This is a genomic window from Pseudomonas monsensis, from assembly GCF_014268495.2.
GTDB classification, from domain to species: Bacteria; Pseudomonadota; Gammaproteobacteria; order Pseudomonadales; family Pseudomonadaceae; genus Aquipseudomonas; species Aquipseudomonas monsensis.
Genome location: NZ_CP077087.1, coordinates 1,670,435 through 1,693,956, shown reverse-complemented (window position 1 = coordinate 1,693,956; position 23,522 = coordinate 1,670,435). Strand labels below are relative to the sequence as shown.

The 23,522-nt window shown below is 59.9% G+C and carries 22 protein-coding genes; 16 read left to right on the top strand and 6 right to left on the bottom strand.

The features are described 5' to 3' along the window. Positions 1–13: 13 nt before the first annotated feature. Positions 14–1,363 carry a spinster family MFS transporter gene (locus tag HV782_RS07340; RefSeq protein ID WP_123465312.1) on the bottom strand — a complete coding sequence of 450 codons (1,350 nt, stop codon included), beginning with the start codon at positions 1,361–1,363 and terminating at the stop codon, positions 14–16. A 301-nt stretch (positions 1,364–1,664) separates the two neighbouring features. On the opposite strand from HV782_RS07340, the gene HV782_RS07335 reads away from it, so the two are divergent. Together HV782_RS07335 and HV782_RS07330 are read left to right on the top strand one after the other, a co-directional pair. Then, positions 1,665–2,033: a YkgJ family cysteine cluster protein gene (locus HV782_RS07335; protein ID WP_007918504.1), complete on the top strand. Its 369-nt coding sequence runs from the start codon at positions 1,665–1,667 to the stop codon at positions 2,031–2,033. Positions 2,034–2,182: 149 nt separating this feature from the next. Next, complete coding sequence (locus HV782_RS07330) at positions 2,183–4,465, top strand: putative bifunctional diguanylate cyclase/phosphodiesterase (RefSeq protein ID WP_186744502.1); 2,283 nt, start codon at positions 2,183–2,185, stop codon at positions 4,463–4,465. On the opposite strand, the gene HV782_RS07325 is transcribed toward HV782_RS07330, so the two are convergent. After that, positions 4,356–5,249: an NAD(P)-dependent oxidoreductase gene (locus HV782_RS07325; RefSeq protein WP_189655752.1), complete on the bottom strand. Its 894-nt coding sequence runs from the start codon at positions 5,247–5,249 to the stop codon at positions 4,356–4,358. The genes HV782_RS07330 and HV782_RS07325 overlap by 110 nt on opposite strands. 198 nt (positions 5,250–5,447) lie before the next feature. On the opposite strand from HV782_RS07325, the gene HV782_RS07320 reads away from it, so the two are divergent. Beyond that, positions 5,448–7,646, top strand: coding sequence for a hypothetical protein (locus HV782_RS07320; protein WP_186744498.1), 2,199 nt, complete (start codon positions 5,448–5,450; stop codon positions 7,644–7,646). Between the two features lie 318 nt (positions 7,647–7,964). On the opposite strand, the gene HV782_RS07315 is transcribed toward HV782_RS07320, so the two are convergent. Next, positions 7,965–8,270 carry a DUF2288 domain-containing protein gene (locus tag HV782_RS07315; protein WP_123465304.1) on the bottom strand — a complete coding sequence of 102 codons (306 nt, stop codon included), beginning with the start codon at positions 8,268–8,270 and terminating at the stop codon, positions 7,965–7,967. 352 nt (positions 8,271–8,622) lie between these two features. Between HV782_RS07315 and HV782_RS07310 the strand changes: the two genes are divergently transcribed. From HV782_RS07310 to HV782_RS07270, 9 genes are all read left to right on the top strand, one after another. Continuing rightward, complete coding sequence (locus tag HV782_RS07310) at positions 8,623–9,750, top strand: branched-chain amino acid ABC transporter substrate-binding protein (RefSeq protein ID WP_186744496.1); 1,128 nt, start codon at positions 8,623–8,625, stop codon at positions 9,748–9,750. Positions 9,751–9,980: 230 nt separating this feature from the next. After that, positions 9,981–10,904, top strand: a complete 924-nt coding sequence (gene livH / locus HV782_RS07305; protein ID WP_123465300.1) for a high-affinity branched-chain amino acid ABC transporter permease LivH — start codon at positions 9,981–9,983, stop codon at positions 10,902–10,904. Next, entirely contained in the window at positions 10,901–12,157 is a 1,257-nt protein-coding gene (locus HV782_RS07300) for a high-affinity branched-chain amino acid ABC transporter permease LivM (RefSeq protein WP_123465298.1), read from the top strand. Before livH ends, HV782_RS07300 begins: the two co-directional genes overlap by 4 nt. Next, on the top strand, positions 12,154–12,921 hold the full coding sequence (gene livG / locus HV782_RS07295) for a high-affinity branched-chain amino acid ABC transporter ATP-binding protein LivG (protein ID WP_123465296.1): 768 nt from the start codon (positions 12,154–12,156) through the stop codon (positions 12,919–12,921). The genes HV782_RS07300 and livG overlap by 4 nt, the downstream gene beginning before the upstream one ends. Beyond that, a complete protein-coding gene (locus HV782_RS07290; RefSeq protein WP_003222380.1) occupies positions 12,922–13,623 on the top strand; it encodes an ABC transporter ATP-binding protein in 702 nt (233 codons plus the stop codon). Positions 13,624–13,829: 206 nt separating this feature from the next. Next, entirely contained in the window at positions 13,830–14,135 is a 306-nt protein-coding gene (locus HV782_RS07285; RefSeq protein ID WP_128614473.1) for a BufA1 family periplasmic bufferin-type metallophore, read from the top strand. Between the two features lie 25 nt (positions 14,136–14,160). After that, positions 14,161–15,048: an MNIO family bufferin maturase gene (bufB, locus tag HV782_RS07280; RefSeq protein WP_186744495.1), complete on the top strand. Its 888-nt coding sequence runs from the start codon at positions 14,161–14,163 to the stop codon at positions 15,046–15,048. Next, positions 15,045–15,803: an HvfC/BufC N-terminal domain-containing protein gene (locus HV782_RS07275; protein ID WP_186744494.1), complete on the top strand. Its 759-nt coding sequence runs from the start codon at positions 15,045–15,047 to the stop codon at positions 15,801–15,803. Before bufB ends, HV782_RS07275 begins: the two co-directional genes overlap by 4 nt. Then, positions 15,800–16,276, top strand: coding sequence for a DoxX family protein (locus tag HV782_RS07270; protein WP_123465288.1), 477 nt, complete (start codon positions 15,800–15,802; stop codon positions 16,274–16,276). The genes HV782_RS07275 and HV782_RS07270 overlap by 4 nt, the downstream gene beginning before the upstream one ends. Before the next feature lie 30 nt (positions 16,277–16,306). On the opposite strand, the gene HV782_RS07265 is transcribed toward HV782_RS07270, so the two are convergent. Next, complete coding sequence (locus tag HV782_RS07265) at positions 16,307–17,221, bottom strand: LysR family transcriptional regulator (protein ID WP_128614982.1); 915 nt, start codon at positions 17,219–17,221, stop codon at positions 16,307–16,309. 104 nt (positions 17,222–17,325) lie between these two features. On the opposite strand from HV782_RS07265, the gene HV782_RS07260 reads away from it, so the two are divergent. Continuing rightward, a complete protein-coding gene (locus HV782_RS07260) occupies positions 17,326–17,925 on the top strand; it encodes a short chain dehydrogenase (protein ID WP_123465284.1) in 600 nt (199 codons plus the stop codon). A gap of 3 nt (positions 17,926–17,928) precedes the next feature. Here HV782_RS07260 and HV782_RS07255 read toward each other — a convergent pair whose 3' ends face one another. Continuing rightward, entirely contained in the window at positions 17,929–18,279 is a 351-nt protein-coding gene (locus tag HV782_RS07255) for a hypothetical protein (RefSeq protein WP_186744493.1), read from the bottom strand. A 139-nt stretch (positions 18,280–18,418) separates the two neighbouring features. On the opposite strand from HV782_RS07255, the gene HV782_RS07250 reads away from it, so the two are divergent. Both HV782_RS07250 and HV782_RS07245 read left to right on the top strand, forming a co-directional pair. After that, a complete protein-coding gene (locus tag HV782_RS07250) occupies positions 18,419–19,072 on the top strand; it encodes a COG3650 family protein (RefSeq protein WP_123465280.1) in 654 nt (217 codons plus the stop codon). Between the two features lie 97 nt (positions 19,073–19,169). Beyond that, a complete protein-coding gene (locus HV782_RS07245; protein ID WP_186744492.1) occupies positions 19,170–20,783 on the top strand; it encodes an NAD(P)/FAD-dependent oxidoreductase in 1,614 nt (537 codons plus the stop codon). 136 nt (positions 20,784–20,919) lie between these two features. On the opposite strand, the gene HV782_RS07240 is transcribed toward HV782_RS07245, so the two are convergent. Continuing rightward, complete coding sequence (locus HV782_RS07240) at positions 20,920–22,014, bottom strand: PLP-dependent cysteine synthase family protein (protein ID WP_123465276.1); 1,095 nt, start codon at positions 22,012–22,014, stop codon at positions 20,920–20,922. Between the two features lie 252 nt (positions 22,015–22,266). Here HV782_RS07240 and nhaA point away from each other — a divergent pair, with 252 nt between their 5' ends. Next, positions 22,267–23,451, top strand: coding sequence for a Na+/H+ antiporter NhaA (gene nhaA / locus HV782_RS07235; protein WP_186744491.1), 1,185 nt, complete (start codon positions 22,267–22,269; stop codon positions 23,449–23,451). The last annotated feature ends 71 nt before the right edge of the window (positions 23,452–23,522 follow it).

Here is a 23,522-nt window from a genome sequence, read left to right as displayed (position 1 = left end):
CCAGCGATAGCGGTCAGGCAGTCGCTGCTGCAACCTCTGGCTCAACCACCGCCACCAACCCCTCCTTCATCCGCTTCGCATCCCGCACAAAACACCGCGCTGCCAGAAACAGAAACACCATGGTCAAGAACAGCGCCACCGGAATCAGGTACATCGCATCATGCAGGCCGACTGCCTTGAACGCTTCGGTCATCTGCTCCGCCCCCGCCGACAACATCGCGGTATGCGCAAAATGATCCGACAAACCGCCGACCACCACCGGCCCCAGACCACCGCCGAGCAGATACAACCCGGCAAAGAACAATGCCATCGCCGTCGCCCGCAGACGTGGCTCGACCACATCCTGAATCGCCGTGTAAACGCAGGTGTAGAAGTTGTAGGCAAACAGCCAACCGACACTGAACACCGCGACAAACACACCAATCTCGATCCGCCCGGCATGCAGCGCCCACGCCGTGCACAGGGTCGAGATGATCAGGCTGAACGCCGCAAACAGCAGCCGCCCGTTGGCCACGCGCTGGTGAATCTTGTCGGCAATCCAGCCGCCCAGCGTCAACCCGACTAACCCGGTGACGCCAACGATCATCCCGGTGGCCACCGCCGCTTCCTGCAACGGCATGAGGAAATAGCGCTGCAGCATCGGCACCAGAAACGAGTTGCAGGCGTACGTCGCGAAGTTGAAGCACAACCCGGCCATGACCAGCCAGAGAAAAGTCGGCACTGCCAGAATCCGGCGGATCGGCTTGTCGACTTTCTCCTGCGAGACTTGCACGGTTTCCGCCGCACCGCGCTTCGGCTCTTTAATGAAGAACATGAAAATCGCCAGGATCAGCCCCGGTACGGCGGCAATAAAGAACGGCGCGCGCCAACTGTCGAACGCCTTGACCATCGCGCCGATGGTGAAGAACGCCAAGAGCAGTCCGAGCGGCAGACCGAGCATGAAAATGCCCATCGCCCGCGCCCGACGATGGGCCGGAAACAGGTCGCCGATCAGCGAGTTGGCCGCCGGCGCATAACTGGCCTCGCCAATGCCGATGCCCATGCGCACGATCAGGAAACTCCAGAAACTGCCGACCAGACCGTTGACCGCCGTCAGCGCGCTCCAGGTCGCCAGGCCCCAGCCCATCAATTTGCTGCGCGAACCGGTGTCGGCCATGCGCCCCAGCGGCAGCCCGGCAATCGCGTAAACAATGGTGAATGCGGTACCGACAATGCCCAGTTGAAAGTCACTGAGGTGCCATTCCATGCGGATCGGTTCGATGATGATCGCCGGAATGGTGCGGTCGAAGAAATTGAACAGGTTGGCCAGGAACAGCAGGAACAGAATGCGCCAGGCATTCGCCGCTTGGGTCGAGTTCTGCATGGGTCCGTCTCTTTATTGTTATAGGGCTTCACTGCCACCGCATCCGAGCCCGGAACCTGCAATCTAGTCAGCGCGGACTGGCCTGTCTGTGATCATTCGTCTGCCTGATATCGGGCCATGGCACTGTAACGAAACGTAAGCCCTTGATAAGCCTGCAATCCCCCGAAAACCGGGGCTTTTGCGGCAAAATCCTGGCACAAAAAAATACTTTCGCGCCCCCCTTCCCAAGTTTGTGGCAAAGCCTAGAATGGCCGCCGGATCCGTCCGGATCTCCCGATCAATCCCTTTGATACCCTCGCCCATGTCTGAAGTCAGTCCGTGTCTGAATTGCGGTGCCTGCTGTTCCCATTTTCGCGTGTCTTTCTTTTGGGGTGAGTGCTCATCTTCAGGTGGCACGGTGCCTGATGAGCTGGTCACACAGATCAGCCCCAGTCGGGTGGCGATGAACGGCACCGACTGCAAATCGCCGCGCTGCACGGCGTTGGTCGGTGAAGTCGGCAGCGAGGTGAAGTGCTCGATTTATGAACTGCGCTCCAGCCCCTGCCGCGAATTTGAGTCGTCATGGGAAAATGGCGAGCAGAATGTCGATTGCGATAAGGCCCGCGCGCGTTTCGGCTTGCCGCCCCTGCAACCCGACTGGGCGCAAATCCCTTTCGAACAGATCGCTTAAGCTTTTAGCGCTAATCGCTATGACGCTAATGCCAAAATCATTAGCGCCAATGTGCCACTACCGCTTGCACCCCGAAATCGGCCTCTATACTCCTGACATTCAGCTGCGTTCAACGCTTACTCGGGACGACTTCAGAGACGGGGCATGCTATGGAGTGGCTTGGTTTGCAGTTTGTTACCGAGCTGCCGGAGAGCGGGCAGGTCATCCTCGATTGCACACATAATCCCCTGCTGGTGCTGGTGGCCTATCTGGTCGCCAGCGCCGCGAGTTTTGCCACCCTCGACATGGCCGAGCGCGTCGTCCATGCCGAAGATCCACGCTCGCAACGCCTTTGGCGCTGGATCGGCGCGACGTGCCTGGCCGGCGGCATCTGGGCCATGCACTTCATCGGCATGCTGGCGTTCCAGGCACCGATCGAAATCCATTACGACCTGCCGATTACCCTGTTTTCCCTGCTGATCGCCCTGCTCGCCTCGTGGCTGGCCATGTACACGTTGAGCGAAGCGCAGACCAGTCTGGTGCGGTATCTGAAAACCGCCATCGTCATCGGTCTGGGCATTGCCGGCATGCATTACGTCGGCATGGCGGCGATGAAATCGAACGCCACCGCCTACTACCAACCGACGCTGTTCGTGTTGTCGATCGCCATCGCCATCGGCGCCAGTTTCGCCGCATTGTGGGTCGCCGGTTATTTGCGTGAAGGCAGTGGCCTGTTCCATCAGATGCTCAGGTACAGCGCGGCACTGCTCCTCGGCGCCGGCATTTTCAGCATGCATTTCACCGCCATGGCGGCGCTGAATCTGGTCTTGCCCGAAAGCGGCCAGCCGATACCGACAGCCCAAACCAACCATCTGCAGCTGGGCCTCACCGTCGCGCTGATTACCTTGCTGATCCTTGGCAGTGCGATCAGTGCGGCGCTGGCCGACAAGAAACTGCAGAACAAGGAAGAGGACCTGCGCCGGGTCAACGCCCTGCTCAGCCAGCTCGATCAGGCGCGCATGTCGCTGCAGCAAGCGGCCAACTACGATGCCCTGACCAACCTGATCAACCGTCGCGGTTTCAACCAGATCTTTGCCGAAAAGCTCTGCCAGAAGACCACTGAGGGCGGCATGCTCGCGGTGATGTTTCTCGACATCGACCACTTCAAACGGATCAACGACAGCCTCGGCCATGACGCCGGTGACGAACTGCTCAAGGTTATCGCCCAGCACATCAAAGGCTCGGTGCGCAGCCATGAAGACGTGGTCGCGCGTTTTGGCGGCGACGAGTTCTGCATCCTGATCGGCCTTCGTGATCGCGAAGAAGCCCGCAATATGGCCCAGCGCATCATGCTCAAGATGAAAGAGCCGATCGAACTGGCTGGACGCCGCATGGTGATGACCACCAGCATTGGCATCAGTCTGTTTCCGGAGGATGGCACCACCTGCGAGGAACTGCTCAAGCACGCCGATCTGGCGCTGTATCAATCCAAAGGCGCGGGACGTAATGGCCTGCATTTTTTCAGCTCCAACCTCAAGACCCGCGCCAGCTTCGAGCTGCAACTGGAAGAAGAGCTGCGCCACGCCTTGCGTGAAGAAAACGGCCTGACCCTGTATTACCAACCGATCTTCGAACTGAAGACTGGCCGTGTCACCAAGCTCGAAGCGCTGATCCGCTGGCAGCATCCGCTGCACGGTTTGCTGACCCCGGATCGCTTTATCTCCATCGCTGAAAATAACGGCCTGATTGCCGAGCTGGATAATTGGGTGCTGCGCCGGGCCTGCAAGGACCTGGGTGAATTGTCGCGGCATGGCTGCGAAGAACTGAAAATTGCCTGGAACTGCTCACCGCTCAACCTCGCCCGTGAAGAACTGGCCATGGAAATCGAAAGCGCATTACGCACCGCCGGGGTGGCGCCGGAACGGCTGGAACTGGAAGTCACCGAAAACGCACTGATGGGCAACATTGCCAACACCCTGGTATTGCTGCGGCAGATCCGCGCGCTTGGCGTCTCACTGTCGATTGACGACTTCGGCACCGGCTACTCCTCGCTGGCCTACCTCAAGCGCCTGCCGCTCAACACGCTGAAGATCGACCGCTCGTTCATCCTCGACATTCCCACGGCGACCGCCGACATGGAGATCGTCCAGGCGATCATTGTCATGGCGCATACCCTGCATTTACAGGTGGTGACCGAGGGTGTGGAAAGCCTGGAGCAGTACGAATTCCTTGAACGCTCGGGCTGCGATTTCATTCAGGGTTACCTGCTCAGCCGCCCGGTGCCGCTGGACGAATTACGTCCGGTGCTCGAAGAAATCAATCAACGCACGCCGCCCCACGCGGTCAATCCGCTGATTCTGGCGCGCGGTACATTTGCACCAGTGTCGCTGGATCCTGCGCCAAATAGCCTTGCGCCCCATGCAGGCGCATCAGTTGTGCGGCCAATCCGCTGATTGGCGTCGCCGAACCCTGTTCGCGGGAGAATTTGACGGCGGTATCAAGATCCTTGAGCAGCGTGCGCACGTGCCATTTGATCGGTTCGAAACGGCTTTCCGCCATTTGCGGGGCGAGGATCTGCAACGGTTTCGAATCGGCAAAACCGCCGGCCAGCGCTTCAGCGATCAGGCTCGCATCGACGCCCGCGTGTTCGGCGAGCGCCACCACTTCGGCAATCACCAGCGCGTTGCAGGCAACAATCATCTGGTTGCAGGCCTTGGTCACCTGCCCGGCACCGATGCCGCCCATGTGCGTGACCCGCTGACCGAGGTTGAGCAACACCGGGCGTACGCGCTGAAGATCGGCCACAGCGCCACCGACCATGATCGCCAGGCTGCCCGCCTCGGCACCGACCACGCCGCCGGACACCGGTGAGTCCAGCCAGCTCATGCCGGTTTTCTCCACCAGCTCTGCCGCCATCTCGCGCGTGGCGGTCGGTTCAAGGCTGGAAAAGTCCACCAGCAACTGGCCTTTTTTTGCGCCTTCGGCGACACCCGCCGGGCCAAACACCACTGCGCGAACCACCGCCGTGTCCGCCAGACACAGCATCACCACGTCGGCGTGTTCGCACAGTTCAGCGGGGCTCGCTACCTGTCGCGCACCGGCTTCAACCAGTGGTGCGCACTTGTCCGGGTTGCGATTCCACACGGTCAGCGGGTAACCCGCCGCCAACAGACGCCGGCACATGGGCAGCCCCATCAGACCGATTCCGGCGAACCCCAACGAAGGTAGCGTTGACATCACTTTGCCTCTTTTCGATTAAAGATCGCCGAATAATGGCCGATTCATCAACGATCAGGAAAGGATTCCCCCCAGCGATAGTCAGGCCAGAAGCCTGACGCTCGGGCTCAATTCGCGCACAAAAGACGCGAGATCTTATTCCGTGAGGCCCGCTGACATCGGTCAGCGGGCCAAACCAGTCCAGGTATATGGCGCCCAATGACTTCTAAAAACAATCCTGCCACTGCGGTCTCCGATCTGACATTGAGCCCCGCTGCCAACAGCCCGTCATCGTCAAAGCCAGCGGTCCCGTCGCGCCCGCTGTCGACCCAGCAATACCTGTACTTCACCGAAACCAACACCGACCGCATCCTCGACAACCTCGACGGCTTGCGCGACCTGGTGTTCCCGCGCCCACCGCACCTGGAAGGCGACAACGAACAGCACAACGACCAGGAATTCCCTTCGGTGTGCCTGATCGGCCTCGGTCGCTGCGGCTCGAACATTGCCCTCGACGTCGCGGAGCTGGTGTACAACGCGCGCAAGTTCTACCTCAACGAATTCAACAACGAAGACCGCGCGGCGGATCGGCGTCTGGCCGACAAGGGCTACAGCCCGGCCCAGTGGATCAAGCAGAACCTGCGGATCGGCCCGAACAAATCCACCAAACCGGTGTTCCTGGTAGAACCGTTGGTGATGCTCGGCGACCTCGACAAGGACATCGCCGGGCGCATCCGTTTTTCGCGCAAGGGCGAGAAAAGCGGCTTCCTGCGCGACTACAGCAAAATGAAAATCATGGACTTGTCCGAAGTCCACGCCGGTGGCGCCGGTAACGCGCCGATCCTCGGCCAGTACCTGGCGAAGATCATCCTCAACAAGGACACCCAGCGTTTCTCCAGCCCCGACTGGAAAATGATCCACTCGTACCTGATCGACAGCTGCGGCATCAAGGCCAACCAGTCGCGCCTGTATTTCTCGATTTTCAGTGCCGGCGGCGGTACCGGTTCGGGCATGGCTTCGGAGTTCGGCCTGGCCCAGCAGCACTCGTACATGAACAAGACGTTCGACACCAAGCCGATGGACGAGCACGACGGCAAGAGCGGCCATTCGTTTGTGTTCGAGCCGATCTTTACCAGTGGCATCTGCGTGCTGCCGAACATTTCCGACCACCGCAGTGAAATGTCCGAAGCGCTGCACATCAACGCCGGACGCCTGCTGTGCAAATACCTGTCGGAAGAATGGGATTTCTCCTACAACTTCGCCAACGAAGACAGCAGCGAAGCCAGCGTCATGGGCCGTATCCGTCCATGGAACGCGATGATGCTGATCTCCAATGACATCATGCGTTACGCCGAAGAAAGCGATGACGGCAACATCCAGAACATTGATGTCAATGCGATGGAGAAGCACGCCAATCAGTACATCTCGCAGCAGATCTTCAACATTCTGACGGCGCAGGCGGTGACCACCGACTACGACCAGAACTACTTCCGTCGTGCCGGCATCGACATCGGCGAAACCATTCGCCTCGACGCCAACGACCTGTTCATGAGCCTGGCCGGCCCGGTGGCGATCGCCTACGCCGAATCGGTAGTGCCGGAAACCCCGCCGCCGAGCAGCGACAAGTTCAAGGTGTTCGACAAAGAGCCGCAGCGCCTGAACATCGACGACCTGTTCTTCCGCTCGATCGACCTGCCGCATTTCAACAAGGTCACCCAGGCGATCGAGGGCATCAGCCTGCTGCCGATCGAATCCAAGCGCTATCGTGCGTCGCTGGAGCAGTACAAGAACTCCGGCTACGACGCCGCCGCCCTGCACGACCTGCACTTCTTCAAGAACTGCTCGTCGGTGGTCTCGATTGTCTCGCTGCCCAAAGACTACAAACTGTCGTACATGGACCTGAACCGGTTGAAGACCCACCTCAACAGCCTGTTCCCCAACACCACGCTCAAGCGTTACGCGCTGGTGATCGGCGCCTCGGCCAACCTGTCGCTGACCACTCTGATCGCCAAGAGCCCGTGCCTGTCGGACGACTTCCTGACGTTGATCGTGGCGTTCATCAAGCGTTGCTTCGCGAAGAACCCGTACCGCTTCGACGAGACCCTCGACAACTCGATCCTCGACTTCATCATCCACGAGGATTTCGACGAAGACCGCATCGACGATCTGCTCAACGAGTTCGAAAACCCGGCGAAGATCCTCGACACCAACTGGTACGCGATCAAACCGATGTACGAGAAGAAGTACCGCGAGCTGATCAACGACAAGGACAAGTTTGTCTCGATCAATGACATTCGCCTGTCACGGGATTGCGTGAAGAAGTCGATCAAGTACCTGCGCGAGATCTACCGTCACCGGATCGGCAAGACCAAGGTTATTTCCCTCAATAACCATACGGGGAAGACTTACTCGGCCTGATCCAGAACCGAGTCGCCTCAATCGCTGGCAAGCCAGCTCCCACAGGATTTGTGGTGTTCACAATAGTTGTGTTCACTCGGACCCTGTGGGAGCTGGCTTGCCAGCGATGAGGCCATGACAACAGCGCAAAAACTCACGCCTCCCAACATCCAGAAACAATTAAGCAGCCGTTAGGCTGCTTACTAAACTGTTCCCGTTACGTTTACGTCACCGTGATGCCACCCCCGCTTGTGGCATTTCTCTACGGCAACCTGCCATCACGCTACTCCACTACACACTTTTCCCCGGCGGCAACGCGCACCACCGAGGTGCACACATTCAACTGCGCGCCCTTTCCTGGACCAGAATCCAAGGCCGAACCACCACCGCCCACATCTCGGGATCGCGCTCGAAAATATCCAGCGCCCGCGTTTCAGACAGCTTGCCGACCTTGTCTTCGGCCAGCCAGGCAGCCACTTTCTCGCCGTCGTCCGAGGCCACGGCCTCGGCGGCAGCGATCAAATCCAGGTCAGGGTCGACCCACAATAGGGCACCCTTGGCAAAGAACGGCTCCAACTCTTTCCAGGTAATAGATGCGGTTTCACCAAGCAGCTTGGCATAGAGGGTGCTAGGTTCTTGATTCATGGGAACTGTCCGGAAAAGAAATCGGCGCGAATGATAACGTCGGTGGTCCGCCAGAAAAACCCGGTTGCAAAGGGCTGCACCGAACGAAAAGAGCAGGAACGCCAGGGAATGCTGCTGATTGAGCTATATGCCCACGATCGCCCCGCCGCAATTCTGTCTTTTTCATTCAAAAATGCGACACCCTCAAGTTTTGCCCCTCGGCGCCCGCTTCCCAGGCTAACAACCGGCGCTCTACACTGTACCGGTACAGTTGCCGGGGGCATTTCCGGAGGGTATCGCAAAGATATCTGACCCGGTTCTGCTGCTACGGCGCCAGGACTCTAAAAAAATACAACAGTAAGAGTGGAGCACTATGACTAAGGCTACTAAGCAGATTTCCAAACTGTTTGCCGCTATGGTTCTGGCCGGGGTTGCCAGCCATTCGTTCGCAGCTGACACCATCAAAATCGGTATCGCCGGTCCAAAGACCGGTCCAGTAGCCCAATACGGCGACATGCAGTTCAGTGGCGCGAAAATGGCCATCGAGCAGATCAACGCCAAGGGCGGCGTCGACGGCAAGAAACTCGAAGCCGTTGAATACGATGACGCCTGCGATCCGAAACAAGCCGTAGCGGTCGCGAACAAGGTCGTCAACGACGGCGTCAAGTTCGTGGTCGGTCACCTGTGCTCCAGCTCCACTCAACCGGCTTCGGACATCTACGAAGACGAAGGCGTGATCATGATCACCCCGGCTGCCACCAGCCCGGACATCACCGCCCGTGGTTACAAAATGGTCTTCCGTACTATCGGTCTGGACAGCGCCCAGGGCCCTGCCGCCGGTAACTACATTGCCGATCACGTGAAACCGAAAATCGTTGCCGTCCTGCACGACAAACAGCAATACGGTGAAGGCATCGCCACCGCCGTTAAAGCTACCCTCGAGAAGAAAGGCGTGAAAGTCGCCGTGTTCGAAGGCGTCAATGCCGGCGACAAGGACTTCTCCTCGATCATCGCCAAACTCAAGCAAGCCAACGTCGACTTCGTTTACTACGGCGGCTACCACCCGGAGCTGGGTCTGATCCTGCGTCAATCCCAGGAAAAAGGCCTGAAAGCCAAGTTCATGGGTCCGGAAGGCGTGGGTAACGACTCCATTTCGCAGATCGCCAAAGACGCTTCCGAAGGTCTGCTGGTAACCCTGCCGAAATCCTTCGACCAGGATCCGGCCAACGTCGCCCTGGCAGATGCATTCAAGGCGAAGAAAGAAGACCCGAGCGGCCCGTTCGTGTTCCCTTCCTACTCGGCGGTTGAAGTGATTGCCGGCGGTATCACCGCAGCCAAATCCGAAGACACTGCCAAAGTGGCCGAAGCCATTCACGCCGGCACCTTCAAGACCCCGACCGGCGACCTGAGCTTCGACGCCAAGGGCGACCTGAAGGACTTCAAGTTTGTGGTTTACGAGTGGCACTTCGGCAAACCGAAAACTGAAGCTTCGCCTCAGTAAGGCGCGCCCTGACTGACTGCCAATAAAGCCCACGGCGTGCCGTGGGCTTTGTTTTACGAATGTATGGGCCGCGCTGGCGTGATCCGCCAGTCTCCCCACCTGAAAATCTCAAAACCGTCATCAGCGGTTCGCTGGCAAAACCCGGATTCGAAGTGGATACAGATCCACGGGGCCGGGCGGGAAAATGACTCCACCAGTGAAATGCGTATCAGGTTTTTAGGAGCGTTGTAATGCCTGACCTCTATCACTTCTTCCAGCAGCTGGTTAATGGTCTGACCATTGGCAGCACGTATGCCCTGATTGCCATCGGCTATACGATGGTTTACGGCATCATTGGAATGATCAACTTCGCCCACGGCGAGGTGTACATGATCGGCTCCTACGTGGCGTTCATCGCCATCGCCGGGCTGGCCATGATGGGAATCGACAACGTCCCGCTGTTGATGACCGCAGCCTTCATCGCGAGCATCGTCGTGACAAGTTCCTACGGTTACAGCATCGAACGGATCGCCTACCGCCCCCTGCGCGGCAGCAACCGTCTGATCCCGCTGATCTCGGCCATCGGTATGTCGATCTTCCTGCAGAACACGGTGCTGCTGGCGCAAGACTCCAAGGACAAATCCATCCCCAACCTGATCCCCGGCAACTTCTCCATCGGGCCAGGTGGCGCACATGAAGTGCTGATTTCCTACATGCAAATCGTGGTGTTCGTGGTGACCCTGGTCGCCATGCTCGGCCTGACGCTGTTCATCTCCCGTTCTCGCCTGGGTCGCGCCTGCCGCGCCTGCGCCGAAGACATCAAGATGGCCAACCTGCTGGGCATCAACACCAACAACATCATCGCCCTGACCTTCGTCATTGGTGCTGCGCTGGCGGCCATCGCGGCTGTGCTGCTGAGCATGCAATACGGTGTGATCAACCCGAACGCCGGTTTCCTCGTCGGCCTCAAAGCCTTTACCGCGGCAGTACTCGGCGGCATCGGCAGCATCCCCGGCGCCATGCTCGGCGGGTTGGTGCTTGGGGTGGCGGAAGCCTTTGGTGCCGATATCTTCGGCGACCAGTACAAGGACGTCGTGGCTTTCGGCTTGTTGGTTCTGGTGCTGTTGTTCCGTCCGACCGGCATTCTGGGCCGTCCGGAGGTTGAGAAAGTATGACTAGGAATCTTAAACAGGCACTGTTCAGTGCCTTGCTGGTGTGGGCCGTGGCCTACCCGGTACTCGGTCTGAAACTGACCATCGTCGGCATCAACCTCGAAGTGCATAACACCAGCCCGATGATTCTGGCGACCATCGCCATCTGCTCGGTGCTGATGTTCCTGCGGGTGCTGTTCAACCAGCAGATCAGCAAGGCGTGGAAATCCTCGCCAGGCTTGCCGCTGATCCCGGCCAAGGCGAGTAACTTCCTGACCCTGCCGACCACCCAACGCTACTTCATCATTGCGCTGATCATCGGCGCGCTGGTGTGGCCGTTCTTCGGTTCGCGTGGCGCGGTGGACATCGCCACGCTGATCCTGATCTACGTGATGCTCGGCCTCGGTCTGAACATCGTCGTGGGACTGGCCGGTCTGCTCGACCTCGGTTACGTCGGCTTCTACGCCGTCGGCGCCTACAGCTACGCGCTGCTGTCGCACTACTACGGCCTGAGCTTCTGGATCTGCCTGCCGATTGCCGGCCTGATGGCGGCGACGTTCGGCTTCCTGCTGGGCTTCCCGGTGTTGCGTCTGCGCGGTGACTATCTGGCGATCGTGACCCTCGGTTTCGGCGAGATCATCCGTCTGTTCCTGCGTAACCTGACCGATATCACGGGTGGCCCGAACGGCATCAGCAATATCGAGAAACCGACGTTCTTCGGCCTGACCTTTGAACGTAAGGCGGCGGAAGGTCTGCAGACGTTCCACGAGTACTTCGGCCTCGAATACAACTCGATCAACAAGGTGATTTTCCTCTACCTGGTTGCGTTGTTGCTGGCGCTGGCGGCGCTGTTCATCATCAACCGTCTGCTGCGCATGCCAATCGGCCGTGCGTGGGAAGCGCTGCGTGAAGATGAAATCGCTTGCCGTGCACTGGGTCTGAATCCAACCGTGATCAAGCTGTCGGCCTTCACCCTCGGTGCGAGCTTCGCCGGTTTCGCCGGCAGCTTCTTCGCCGCCCGTCAGGGTCTGGTAACCCCGGAATCGTTCACCTTCATCGAGTCGGCGATCATCCTCGCCATCGTCGTGCTGGGTGGCATGGGCTCACAACTGGGCGTGATTCTCGCGGCCGTGGTGATGATCCTGTTGCCGGAAATGATGCGTGAGTTCAGCGAGTACCGCATGTTGATGTTCGGTGCCCTGATGGTGTTGATGATGATCTGGCGTCCACAAGGTCTGCTGCCGATGCAACGCCCACATATGGAGTTGCGAAAATGAGCCGCGAGATTCTTAAAGTCGAAAACCTGAGCATGCGCTTCGGCGGCTTGCTGGCGGTCAATGGCGTGGCCCTGACCGTCAAGGAAAAACAGGTGGTTGCCTTGATCGGGCCAAACGGCGCGGGCAAGACCACCGTGTTCAACTGCCTGACCGGTTTCTATCAGCCTACCGGCGGCAGCATCCTTTTGGACGGCGAGCCGATTCAGGGCTTGCCGGGCCACAAGATCGCCCTCAAAGGCGTGGTGCGCACCTTCCAGAACGTGCGTTTGTTCAAGGAAATGACCGCGGTCGAGAACCTGTTGATCGCCCAGCACCGTCACTTGAACACCAACTTCCTGTCCGGCCTGTTCAAGACCCCGGCGTTTCGCAAGAGCGAGCGCGAGGCGATGGAGTTTGCCGAGTACTGGCTGGAAAAGGTCAACCTCAAAGAGTTCGCCAACCGTACCGCCGGAACCCTGGCCTACGGTCAGCAACGGCGTCTGGAAATCGCCCGCTGCATGATGACCCGTCCGCGGATCCTCATGCTCGACGAACCGGCGGCCGGTCTTAACCCGAAGGAAACCGAAGATCTCAAGGCGCTGATCAGCGTGTTGCGGGAAGAGCACAACGTCACCGTGCTGCTGATCGAACACGACATGAAACTGGTCATGAGCATTTCCGACCACATCGTCGTGATCAACCAGGGCACGCCTCTGGCCGACGGTACGCCGGAACAGATCCGCGATAATCCTGAAGTGATCAAAGCCTACCTGGGGGAAGCGTAAATGCTGCAGTTCGAAAACGTTTCCACCTTCTACGGCAAGATCCAGGCCCTGCACAGCGTCAACGTCGAAGTCCGCCAGGGCGAGATCGTGACCCTGATCGGCGCCAACGGGGCCGGCAAGTCCACGCTGCTGATGACGCTCTGCGGTTCACCGCAGGCGCACAGCGGCAGCATCCGCTACATGGGTGAGGAGTTGGTCGGCCAGGATTCGTCGCAGATCATGCGCAAGAGCATCGCCGTGGTGCCGGAAGGTCGTCGGGTGTTCGCCCGTCTGACCGTTGAAGAAAACCTGTCCATGGGCGGCTTCTTCACCGACAAGGGCGACTATCAGGAGCAAATGGACAAGGTCCTCGGCCTGTTCCCGCGCCTGAAAGAACGCTTCAATCAGCGCGGCGGCACCATGTCCGGCGGCGAACAGCAGATGCTCGCCATCGGCCGGGCGCTGATGAGCAAGCCGAAACTGCTGCTGCTCGACGAGCCGTCGCTGGGCCTGGCGCCGATCATCATCCAGCAGATCTTCGACATCATCGAACAGCTGCGTAAGGACGGTGTGACGGTGTTCCTGGTCGAGCAGAACGCCAACCAGGCGCTGAAAATCGCCGACCGTGCCTATGTTCTGGAGAACGGCCGGGTGGTGATGCAAGGCACCGGTGAAGCGCTGCTGACCGACCCGAAAGTACGCGAGGCGTATCTGGGCGGTTGATGCTTTGCTCTGAACAAAGAAACGGCCTTCGGGCCGTTTTTTTGTGCCTGCTCGATCTTCAGATCCTCCAAAAATCCCTTGTAGGAGTTTTGCGTTTTTTCAAAAAGATTTTGAGTGAGCTGTAACGCCACGCCGCCTCGTTTCTCTAGAGGGACAAGCAAGCGCACTTTGCTTGCAAAACCCAAGTTCAAATCTGGAGAGACATCATGACTGCTACCACCCGCACCCTGTCCGCCACCGCCCTGGTTCTGGCCCTCGGTTCCGCTCTGAGCATCGCCACTGTCTCCACCGCCCAGGCGGCCGACGCCAACATGGAAAAATGCTTCGGCGTGGCCTTGAAAGGCAAAAACGATTGCGCCGCTGGTGCAGGCACCACCTGTGCCGGCACGTCGAAAATGGACTACCAGGCCAACGCCTGGAAACTGGTTCCGAAAGGCACCTGCGCCACCACCGAGAGCAAGACCTCGCCGACCGGCTTCGGTCAGATGGAAGCGTTCAAAGCCAAGTCCTGACCTGCGGCCTGCCTGAGTGACGATCATGTTCACCCTCGACGAACCTGTCCCACCCCGCACTCAGGCAGCCCTCCCCGGGCTCCCGCCCCGTGCCGGGCTGGGGCTCAAGACCGGGCACTTTCGTGAAGTGCTCGGCTCACTACCGGACCTCGGCTTCTTCGAAGTCCACGCCGAAAACTACATGGTGGACGGCGGTCCGTTTCATCATTTTCTCGGTTTGATCCGCGAACAGTATCCGCTGTCGCTGCACGGTGTCGGCCTGTCCATCGGTGCCGAAGGGCCACTGGACACAGAGCACCTCAAGCGTCTGGCCGGGCTGATCGAGCGTTATCAACCCCAATCCTTTTCCGAACACCTGGCCTGGTCGAGCCACGGCCCGGTGTTCCTCAATGACCTGCTGCCACTGGCCTACGACACGCCGACGCTGAACCGCGTCTGCGCGCATATCGACCAGGTGCAGAACACCCTCAAACGCCCGATGCTGCTGGAAAATCCGGCGACCTATCTGGCCTTCCAACACTCGACCCTCGACGAAGCCGACTTCATCAGTGAAGTCATCCGTCGCAGCGGCTGTGGCTTGCTGCTCGACGTCAACAACGTCTACGTCTCTTGCATCAACCATCAACGCGATCCGCAGGCCTACCTCAACGCGCTGCCGCTGCACGCCGTCGGTGAGATTCATCTGGCCGGGTTTGCCGAAGATTGCGACAGCCTCGGTGACCGCTTGCTGATCGACGATCACGGAGCGCCGGTTGATCAAACCGTTTGGGCCTTGTACCGACAAGCGCTGGAGCGTATCGGCCCGGTAGCGACGCTGATCGAACGTGACAATCAGGTCCCGGCCTTCAATGTGCTGCTGGCCGAGGCACGGCAGGCCGACGAAATACTGCTCGGTGCGGGAGTCCGGTCATGAGTCATCAAGCGGCTTTTGCTGCCGCGCTACTCGACCCGCAATTGCCCTGCCCCGATGGGCTGTGCAGTGCCAACGGGGCCGATCCGGCCAGTCGGTTTTCGGTGTATCGCAACAATGTGCAGAGTTCGCTGATCAACGCGTTGGCGGACAGCTATCCGGTGGTGCAGCAATTGGTCGGCGAGGATTTTTTCCGCGCCATGGCCGCTGTTTTCGTACAACAACACCCGCCAGAAACCCCGTTGATGAGTCGCTACGGCGAAGCGCTGCCAGCCTTCCTCGACGCATTCGAGCCGGCAGCGAGCGTGCCGTATCTGGCCGACGTCGCACGGCTCGAACGCCTGCGCACCCGCGCCTACCACGCCGGCGATGCACTGCCGGTGCGCCCGGAGCAGATCACCGCGGCACTCGCCGATCCGACTGCGCTGAGCGACCTGCGCTTCAAGCTTCATCCGTCGCTGCACTTGCTGGACTCGCACTACGCCGTGGTTGCGATCTGGGCTGCGCATCAGGGTGATGCGACGCTGAGCGGCATCGACACCCGGCACGGGCAGCACGCCTTGGTGCTGCGCAACGGCCTCGACATCGAGGTGTTTGCCGTCGAACCCGGCGCCAGTGTGTTTCTGCGTCACCTGCTCAATGACCAACCGCTGTTGCTGTCCGCGCAAAACAGCCCGCCGTTCGACCTCAGCCACACCCTCGCGCTGTTGATTGCCAGCAACGCCATCGTCCACCTGAAAAACAAGGAATCGCCATGAACAACCTCATCACCCGCGCCATCGCCCTGCTGGAGAAAATCCCCCACAGCCTGATCGCCTTCATTGCGCGTTTCTCGATTGCGGCGGTGTTCTGGAAGTCCGGGCAGACCAAGGTCGAAGGGTTGGCCATTGACCTGATCGACGGCACGTTTCAATTCGGCTGGCCACGCCTGGCGGACTCGACCATTGCGCTGTTCAAAAGTGAATATCACGTGCCGTTACTGTCGCCGGATGTCGCCGCGCACCTGGCCGCGTTTGCCGAACACTTCTTCCCGGTGCTGATCCTGGTCGGCTTCGCTACGCGGTTTTCGGCGCTGGCGCTGTTGGGCATGACCCTGACCATTCAACTGTTCGTGTATCCAGATGCCTATCCGACCCACGGCACCTGGGCGGCCGTGTTGCTGTACCTGATGACGACCGGGCCGGGCAAGCTGTCGATTGACCATCTGATCGCCCGCCACTTTTCGCGCTGAGCAGAATCCCACTGGAAATGAATTGCAGAGCTATTTCGGCAGGCGATCCAGCGCCTCGCCACTGCGCTTGAACCAGCCCATCAGATAGTCCGCCAGCACTTGCGTGCGTTTCGGCAGACCGCCCTGATAAGGGTGCACCAGGTACATCGGCATGCGTCGAGTCTGAAAATCGCGCAGGAGCCAGCGCAATCGCCCGTCAGCCAATTCCGCCTGCAACAGGTACGAAGGTAACCGGGCGATGCCCGCCCCGCTGAGTGCGGCCTTCTTGAGCAGGTTGTAATGGTTGCTGGCGAACGGTCCCGACACCCGCACCCGCTGCAATTCGTGTTGCTGGTGATACAACCATTCTTCGCGACCGCTGTAATGGCTATTGAGCAGGCAACGATGATCGGCCAGCGCCTGGGGCGTCAGCGGTTCGCCGAACCGCTCGAGATAGGCGGGGCTCGCGCAGGTCATCTCCTGCCAGGCCAACAAGGGTTTCGCCACCAGTCGCTCGTCGTTGGCCACTTCACTGCGGATCGCCAGATCAAAGCCGTCGCGCGACAAGTCACGGTAGCTGTTGTTCAGCTCCAACTCGATCTGCACCTCGGGGTACTGCTGGGAAAACTCCAGCAGCAAGCCATCGAAGAAGGTTTCCCCCAGCGACACCGGCACTGTCATCCGCACCGGACCGGCCATGTCGTCCTTCAGCCGCGCCAGGGCCTGACGCGCTCGTTCGACCTGAACCACAAGCGCCTGGGCCTGCGGCAATAACGCTGCGCCCGCGGCAGTCAGGCTCAGGCGGCGCGTGGTGCGCTGCAGCAGCACCACGGAAAATCGCGCTTCCAGCTGACTGATGCGTTTGGACAACTGTCCCTTGCTGCAACCCAATTGCTGCGCCGCCAAGGTAAAACTGCCGGCCTCGATCAACACCGCGAACGCCGCCAGATCATCCATTTCACTCATGGATTGTTTCCATTTGAAAACCAAAGGTTGCCCATTAGCGCGCTTATCCGTAGAAAAAACCACTCTAGACTGAAACCTCGTTCAATCACTTGAGGCACAGCACAATGAAAATCCTGTTGATCGGCGCCAGCGGCACCATCGGTTCAGCCGTGGACAAAGAACTGTCGCAACGCCACGAAGTCATTCGCATCGGTCGCACCAGCGCTGATCTGCAAGTCGATATCAGTGACAGTGCGTCGATCCGCCAGCTGTTCGAAAAAACCGGCAAATTCGACGCCCTGGTCTGCGCCGCCGGCAACGTGACGTTCGCCCCTCTGGGAGAGATGAACGAAGACAGTTTCGCCCTCGGCCTCAAGGACAAACTGATGGGCCAGGTCAACCTGCTGCTGATCGGCCGCGAGTTCGCCAATGACGGTGCGTCATTCACCTTCACCACCGGCGTACTCAGCCATGATCCGATTCGCAGCGGTGCGTCAGCGGCGCTGGTCAACGGTGCACTGGACAGTTTTGTGAAAGCGGCCGCCATCGAACTGCCTCGCGGTCTGCGGGTGAACTCGGTCAGCCCGACCGTACTGCTGGAGGCGATGGGCAGCTACGCCCCGTACTTCCGTGGCTACAAGCCGGTTCCCGCGGCGGACGTGGCGTTGGCCTACGCAAAAAGTGTCGAAGGCCTGCAGACCGGACAGACCTTTCACGTGGGTTGATTTTCACTTCTCGATCAAAGTCGGCAGCAGTTTTTTGGCCACAGGGCGCGACATCACGATCATCAGTTGCGCCCCCAGCTCCGAATGCACCGTCGCCGTTGAAATGTGCTGGCCGTTGATAGACAGGTTCAATGGCTGGCCCAGCGCCTCTCGACTGATCCTTCGAGCCCTGATGGTCGCCTCGGGAGACAGGGTCACGGAAAGCCGGACATGATCCGGTTGGGCGCTGGGGTCATCTTTGAGCAGTATCTCCATCCGGGTGAAATCTGCCGCGGAGGAAAAATCAATATCGGCAGCCTGGCTGGTCCCACAGCCTGCGACTGCCAACAGCAGCAGTGCATGTTTCCATTGCATGGCGATCTCCTTGATCCATCAGACCCAATCGGCCCAAGACTATGTGATGCCCCTGTGCCCAATTCAATAGTGGCCAGACAAACCTTGTGATCGGCAGCCAGCCTCAGTAACGTGGCGGCACTTGTCTGGAGAGCCGAAGATGCGTGTTGCCCGTTCTTTGATCGTTATTGCCCTGCTGCCGTTGTTTGCCGGCTGCCAATTGCTGGATGGCCCGCGTCAGAGTGCTTCCCACGTCGGGCAATCCCGGATGCAAGGGCAATTGACGGCGGCCGACGGCAAACTGGTGTTCCAGCCGTGTGGCGAACAGCGTCAGTACGCGGTCAACGACATCGGCGGCACCAGCGTGCTGCAAGAGGCCGCCACGCTCGCCGATCAACAGGGCAAGTTGTTCGCCGATGTACGCGGCAAGATCGCCGGCGACCGTCTCGACCTGACCCAGTTGTACCGCGTCGAACGTTCCGGCACGGCGTGTGACGACCCGAATTTCAAACTGCTGATCCTGCGCGCCGCCGGCCATGGCCCGGAATGGAACGTCAAGGTCAGCGGCAAAGGCATGGTCATCGACCGCGCCGGACAGCCGCCGCTGGCCGTGCCTTATGTTGAAGAGCAACTGGGCGACGGCCGCTTCAACCTCAGCAGCGAAGCCAACAACCAGCGCATCGAGCTGTGGGTCGCACCACAACGTTGCGTCGACAGCAGCACCGGCAGCGTCCAGCACATGAGCGCCGAGTTGCGCATCGACGGCCAGGTCGAGCGCGGCTGCGGGTATTTCGGCGGATCGCGCAACGACTGAGCGTTTTAGCCTCACCGGATCCGGCCTTTGCGGCTTATAATCGCGGCCTTCAAACGCCTTGGCGCAGTTGTGCGCCCCGCGAACCCGGATCCCCGCCATGTTACGAATCACTGAACTCAAGCTGCCAATCGACCATCCCGAAGAAGACCTGCGCGCCGCCATCGTGCAACGCCTGGGCATCGCCAGCGATGATTTGCTCGATTTCACCTTGTTCAAGCGCAGCTACGATGCGCGCAAAAAGTCCTCCGAACTGTGCTTCATCTACACCATCGACCTCAACGTACGCGATGAGGCCAAGGTGTTGGGCAAGTTCGCCGACGACCGAAACGTCAACGTGGCGCCGGATGTCAGCTACAAATTCGTCGGCCAGGCGCCGAGCGACCTGAGCCAGCGCCCGATCGTCGTCGGTTTCGGCCCGTGCGGGATCTTCGCCGGCCTGCTGCTGGCACAGATGGGCTTCAAGCCGATCATCCTCGAACGCGGCACCGAAGTGCGCCAGCGCACCAAGGACACCTGGGGCCTGTGGCGCAAAAGCGTGCTCAACCCCGAGTCCAACGTGCAATTCGGCGAAGGCGGTGCGGGCACGTTCTCCGACGGCAAGCTGTACAGCCAGATCAAGGACCCGAAGTTCCTTGGCCGTAAAGTCCTGCACGAGTTCGTCAAGGCCGGCGCGCCGGAAGAAATCCTCTACGTCAGCAAGCCGCACATCGGTACGTTCCGCCTGACTGGCATGGTCGAGACCATGCGTGAAGAGATCCGCGCGCTGGGCGGCGAAGTGCGCTTCCAGCAGCGCGTCAGCGACGTGCTGATCGAAGACGGCCAACTGGTCGGCGTGCAATTGGCGAGCGGCGAAACCCTGCACTCCAGACATGTGATTCTGGCACTGGGCCACAGCGCCCGTGACACCTTCCGCATGTTGCACAGCCGTGGCGTGTTCATGGAAGCCAAGCCGTTCTCGGTGGGTTTCCGCATCGAACACCCGCAATCGCTGATCGACCGCGCACGACTGGGCAAGTACGCCGGCCATCCGAAACTCGGAGCCGCCGACTACAAACTGGTGCATCACGCCAAAAACGGCCGTTCGGTCTACAGCTTCTGCATGTGCCCGGGCGGCACCGTGGTCGCGGCGACTTCCGAGCCAAACCGGGTGGTCACCAACGGCATGAGCCAGTATTCGCGTAACGAGCGTAACGCCAACTCCGGGATCGTCGTCGGCATCACCCCGGAAGTCGATTATCCGGGCGGCCCGCTGGCGGGGATCGAGTTGCAGGAGCGCCTGGAATCCCATGCGTTCATCCTCGGCGGCAGCGATTACAAGGCCCCGGCGCAATTGGTCGGCGACTTCATCAACGGCACGCCTTCGACCGAACTGGGCGAAGTCGAGCCGTCGTACAAACCCGGCGTAGCGCTGGGTGATCTGGCGTTGGCCTTGCCGGAATTCGCCATCGAAGCGATCCGCGAAGCCCTGCCGGCGTTCGAGAAACAGATTCGCGGTTATTCGTTGCACGACGCCGTGTTGACCGGGATCGAAACCCGTACCTCGTCGCCGCTGCGCATCACGCGTAACGAGTCGTTGCAGAGCATGAACGTCAAGGGCCTGTTCCCGGCCGGCGAAGGTGCGGGTTATGCCGGCGGGATTCTGTCGGCAGGCGTGGACGGGATTCGGATTGCCGAGGCTGTAGCACGCGACATTCTCGGCCTCGAAGCCTGATCAGCATTAGCTGACCCAACACAAAACCCTGTGGGAGCGAGCTTGCTCGCGAAAGCGGTATTTCAGACAACGATGATGTTGAATGAGATGACGCCTTCGCGAGCAGGCTCGCTCCCACATTGGTCTCTGCTCTTGATCAGATGTTTGCACGCAGGACAGAGTCAGGCAGCGGCTCCCCCCGCTCGGCACTCGCCGCCACCGCTTCGACCAACCCACTCAACTCATACCCCTGCGCCTTGAGCCAGTCCTGGTCGTAATAGGTGTCAGCGTAACGCTCACCGCCATCGCACAAAATCGCCACGATCGACCCCGACTCCCCCGCCGCTTTCATCTGCTGCGCCGCCATCAATGCGCCAATCAGATTGGTGCCGCTCGACCCGCCGACATGCCGCCCCAGACGCTGCGCCAGATAATGCATGGCGGCCAGCGACAAGGCGTCCGGCACCTTGACCATCGCATCGATCACCTTGGGCAGAAACGACGCTTCCACCCGAGGCCGGCCAATTCCTTCAATCCGTGAGCCGCAGTCCAGACGCAGGCTGGCGTCGCCAGTCTGGTAGTAATCAAAGAACACCGAACGCTCGGCGTCGGCGCACAACACGCGAGTGCAGTGCTGGCGATAGCGCACATAGCGGCCGAGGGTCGCAGTGGTGCCGCCGGTGCCGGGGCTGGAAATCAGCCAGCTCGGTTCCGGGTGTTTCTCGTAGCGCATCTGCTGGAAGATCGATTCGGCGATGTTGTTGTTCGCCCGCCAGTCCGTGGCGCGCTCGGCATAAGTGAATTGATCGATGAAGTGGCCGCCATGCTCGCGCGCCAGACGTTCGGACTCGGCGTAGATCTGCGTCGGATCCTTCACCAGATGGCTCTGGCCACCGTAGAAGGCAATTTGCGCGATCTTCTCCTTGGAGGTGGTCGCCGGCATCACCGCAATGAACGGCAAACCGAGCATCCGCGCGAAATACGCCTCGGAAATCGCCGTCGAACCGCTGGACGCCTCGATCACCGGCGCGCCGGGTTTGAGCCAGCCGTTACACAACGCGTAGAGAAACAGCGACCGGGCCAGGCGATGCTTGAGGCTGCCGGTCGGATGGCTGGATTCATCCTTGAAATACAGCTCGATGCCCGCAAAACCCGGCAGTGGCAAGGGGATCAGGTGGGTGTCGGCGCTACGCTGGAAGTCCGCCTCGATGATGCGGATGGCTTCGCGGGCCCACTGTCGGTTGTCGCTCATGGTGAGGGTTCTCGTTGAATCGGGCAGAAAATCGACCTCCTTTTGAAGGCTCGTCCATCAGCTTAGGAAAAAACCCGAATCGCGCACAGATACAGCTGAGTCTCAATATGTCAGGCAACTGCTAGGCTCAGCGTGGCCTCGGGAAAGCTGCGTTGTAACGCCATATAACAAAAAAGAATATAACTTTTGTTTTAACAACTAACAGTACGGGTTAGGGTGTTCCACCTTTTGACCTTTCGATGGAGAGCGACCTTGCCTCTGCGTAGCACTTTCACGCGTTTCTTTCAGTTGGAAGCTGCCAGCGGTCTGTTATTGATCGCCGCGGCCATCCTGGCTCTGATTATCAACAACTCGCCACTGTCGTGGCTGTACACCGGCCTGCTCGACACTCCGGTGGTGGCGCAGATCGGAGCGTTGAAAATCGCTAAACCCCTGCTGCTGTGGATCAACGACGGCTTGATGGCGATGTTCTTCCTGCTGATTGGCCTGGAAGTGAAGCGCGAGGTGCTCGACGGCCAGTTGTCCAAGCCTTCGCAGATCGTCCTGCCCGGCGCGGCAGCCATCGGCGGCATGCTGATACCGGCGCTGATCTACTGGTTTCTCAACCGCGACAACCCGCCCGCGCTGAGCGGCTGGGCGATCCCGACCGCGACCGATATTGCCTTCGCCCTCGGCGTGCTGGCCCTGCTGGGCAAGCGGGTGCCAGTGTCGCTGAAACTGTTTCTGATGACCCTGGCGATCATAGATGACCTGGGCGCCATCGTGATCATTGCGATCTTCTACTCCGGCGAACTCTCGACCCTGTCGCTGGGCCTGGCGGCGGCGTGCATCGCGGCGCTGGTGGCGATGAATCGGTTGGGTGTAGTCAAACTCGGGCCGTACATGATCATCGGTTTGATCCTGTGGGTCTGTGTACTCAAAAGCGGCGTCCATGCGACGCTGGCCGGTGTGACACTGGCGTTCTGCATCCCCCTGCGCACGAAAAATGCCGAACCGTCGCCGTTGCTGACCCTCGAGCATGCGCTGCATCCGTGGGTGGCCTACGGCATCCTGCCGCTGTTCGCCTTCGCCAACGCCGGCCTGTCGCTGAGCGGCGTCACTGTCGAAAGCTTCACCCACCATGTGCCAATGGGCATCGCGATTGGCCTGTTGTTGGGCAAGACTGTCGGTGTGTTCGGCCTGACCTGGCTGGCCGTGAAAGCCGGCATCGCTGCCCTGCCCCAAGGCGCGAATTGGGGCCAGGTGCTGGGCGTGGCGATCCTGTGCGGCATCGGCTTCACCATGAGCCTGTTCGTCGGCTCGCTGGCTTTTGAACCGGGCGTAAGCGATTACGTCGGAATGGACCGAATGGGCATTCTGACCGGTTCGATTCTGGCGGCGTTGATCGGTTATGCGGTGACGGCGGCGGCGAGTCGCAAGAACTCCCAACCGATATAACCTCTGTGGCGAGGGAGCTTGCTCCCTCACCACAAATTTCCTGCGTTCCTGCTACACAGCGAATAATCTCC

Coding starts and splice junctions, on each gene's coding strand:
- HV782_RS07290 (WP_003222380.1), top strand. CDS start 12,922: ATGCTGCAGTTCGAAAACGTTTCCACCTTCTACGGCAAGATCCAGGCC.
- HV782_RS07310 (WP_186744496.1), top strand. CDS start 8,623: ATGACTAAGGCTACTAAGCAGATTTCCAAACTGTTTGCCGCTATGGTT.
- HV782_RS07240 (WP_123465276.1), bottom strand. CDS start 22,014: ATGAGCGACAACCGACAGTGGGCCCGCGAAGCCATCCGCATCATCGAG.
- HV782_RS07325 (WP_189655752.1), bottom strand. CDS start 5,249: ATGTCAACGCTACCTTCGTTGGGGTTCGCCGGAATCGGTCTGATGGGG.
- HV782_RS07315 (WP_123465304.1), bottom strand. CDS start 8,270: ATGAATCAAGAACCTAGCACCCTCTATGCCAAGCTGCTTGGTGAAACC.
- livH (WP_123465300.1), top strand. CDS start 9,981: ATGCCTGACCTCTATCACTTCTTCCAGCAGCTGGTTAATGGTCTGACC.
- bufB (WP_186744495.1), top strand. CDS start 14,161: ATGTTCACCCTCGACGAACCTGTCCCACCCCGCACTCAGGCAGCCCTC.
- HV782_RS07330 (WP_186744502.1), top strand. CDS start 2,183: ATGGAGTGGCTTGGTTTGCAGTTTGTTACCGAGCTGCCGGAGAGCGGG.
- HV782_RS07335 (WP_007918504.1), top strand. CDS start 1,665: ATGTCTGAAGTCAGTCCGTGTCTGAATTGCGGTGCCTGCTGTTCCCAT.
- HV782_RS07250 (WP_123465280.1), top strand. CDS start 18,419: ATGCGTGTTGCCCGTTCTTTGATCGTTATTGCCCTGCTGCCGTTGTTT.
- HV782_RS07260 (WP_123465284.1), top strand. CDS start 17,326: ATGAAAATCCTGTTGATCGGCGCCAGCGGCACCATCGGTTCAGCCGTG.
- HV782_RS07300 (WP_123465298.1), top strand. CDS start 10,901: ATGACTAGGAATCTTAAACAGGCACTGTTCAGTGCCTTGCTGGTGTGG.
- livG (WP_123465296.1), top strand. CDS start 12,154: ATGAGCCGCGAGATTCTTAAAGTCGAAAACCTGAGCATGCGCTTCGGC.
- HV782_RS07275 (WP_186744494.1), top strand. CDS start 15,045: ATGAGTCATCAAGCGGCTTTTGCTGCCGCGCTACTCGACCCGCAATTG.
- HV782_RS07320 (WP_186744498.1), top strand. CDS start 5,448: ATGACTTCTAAAAACAATCCTGCCACTGCGGTCTCCGATCTGACATTG.
- HV782_RS07245 (WP_186744492.1), top strand. CDS start 19,170: ATGTTACGAATCACTGAACTCAAGCTGCCAATCGACCATCCCGAAGAA.
- HV782_RS07265 (WP_128614982.1), bottom strand. CDS start 17,221: ATGAGTGAAATGGATGATCTGGCGGCGTTCGCGGTGTTGATCGAGGCC.
- HV782_RS07255 (WP_186744493.1), bottom strand. CDS start 18,279: ATGCAATGGAAACATGCACTGCTGCTGTTGGCAGTCGCAGGCTGTGGG.
- HV782_RS07270 (WP_123465288.1), top strand. CDS start 15,800: ATGAACAACCTCATCACCCGCGCCATCGCCCTGCTGGAGAAAATCCCC.
- HV782_RS07285 (WP_128614473.1), top strand. CDS start 13,830: ATGACTGCTACCACCCGCACCCTGTCCGCCACCGCCCTGGTTCTGGCC.
- HV782_RS07340 (WP_123465312.1), bottom strand. CDS start 1,363: ATGCAGAACTCGACCCAAGCGGCGAATGCCTGGCGCATTCTGTTCCTG.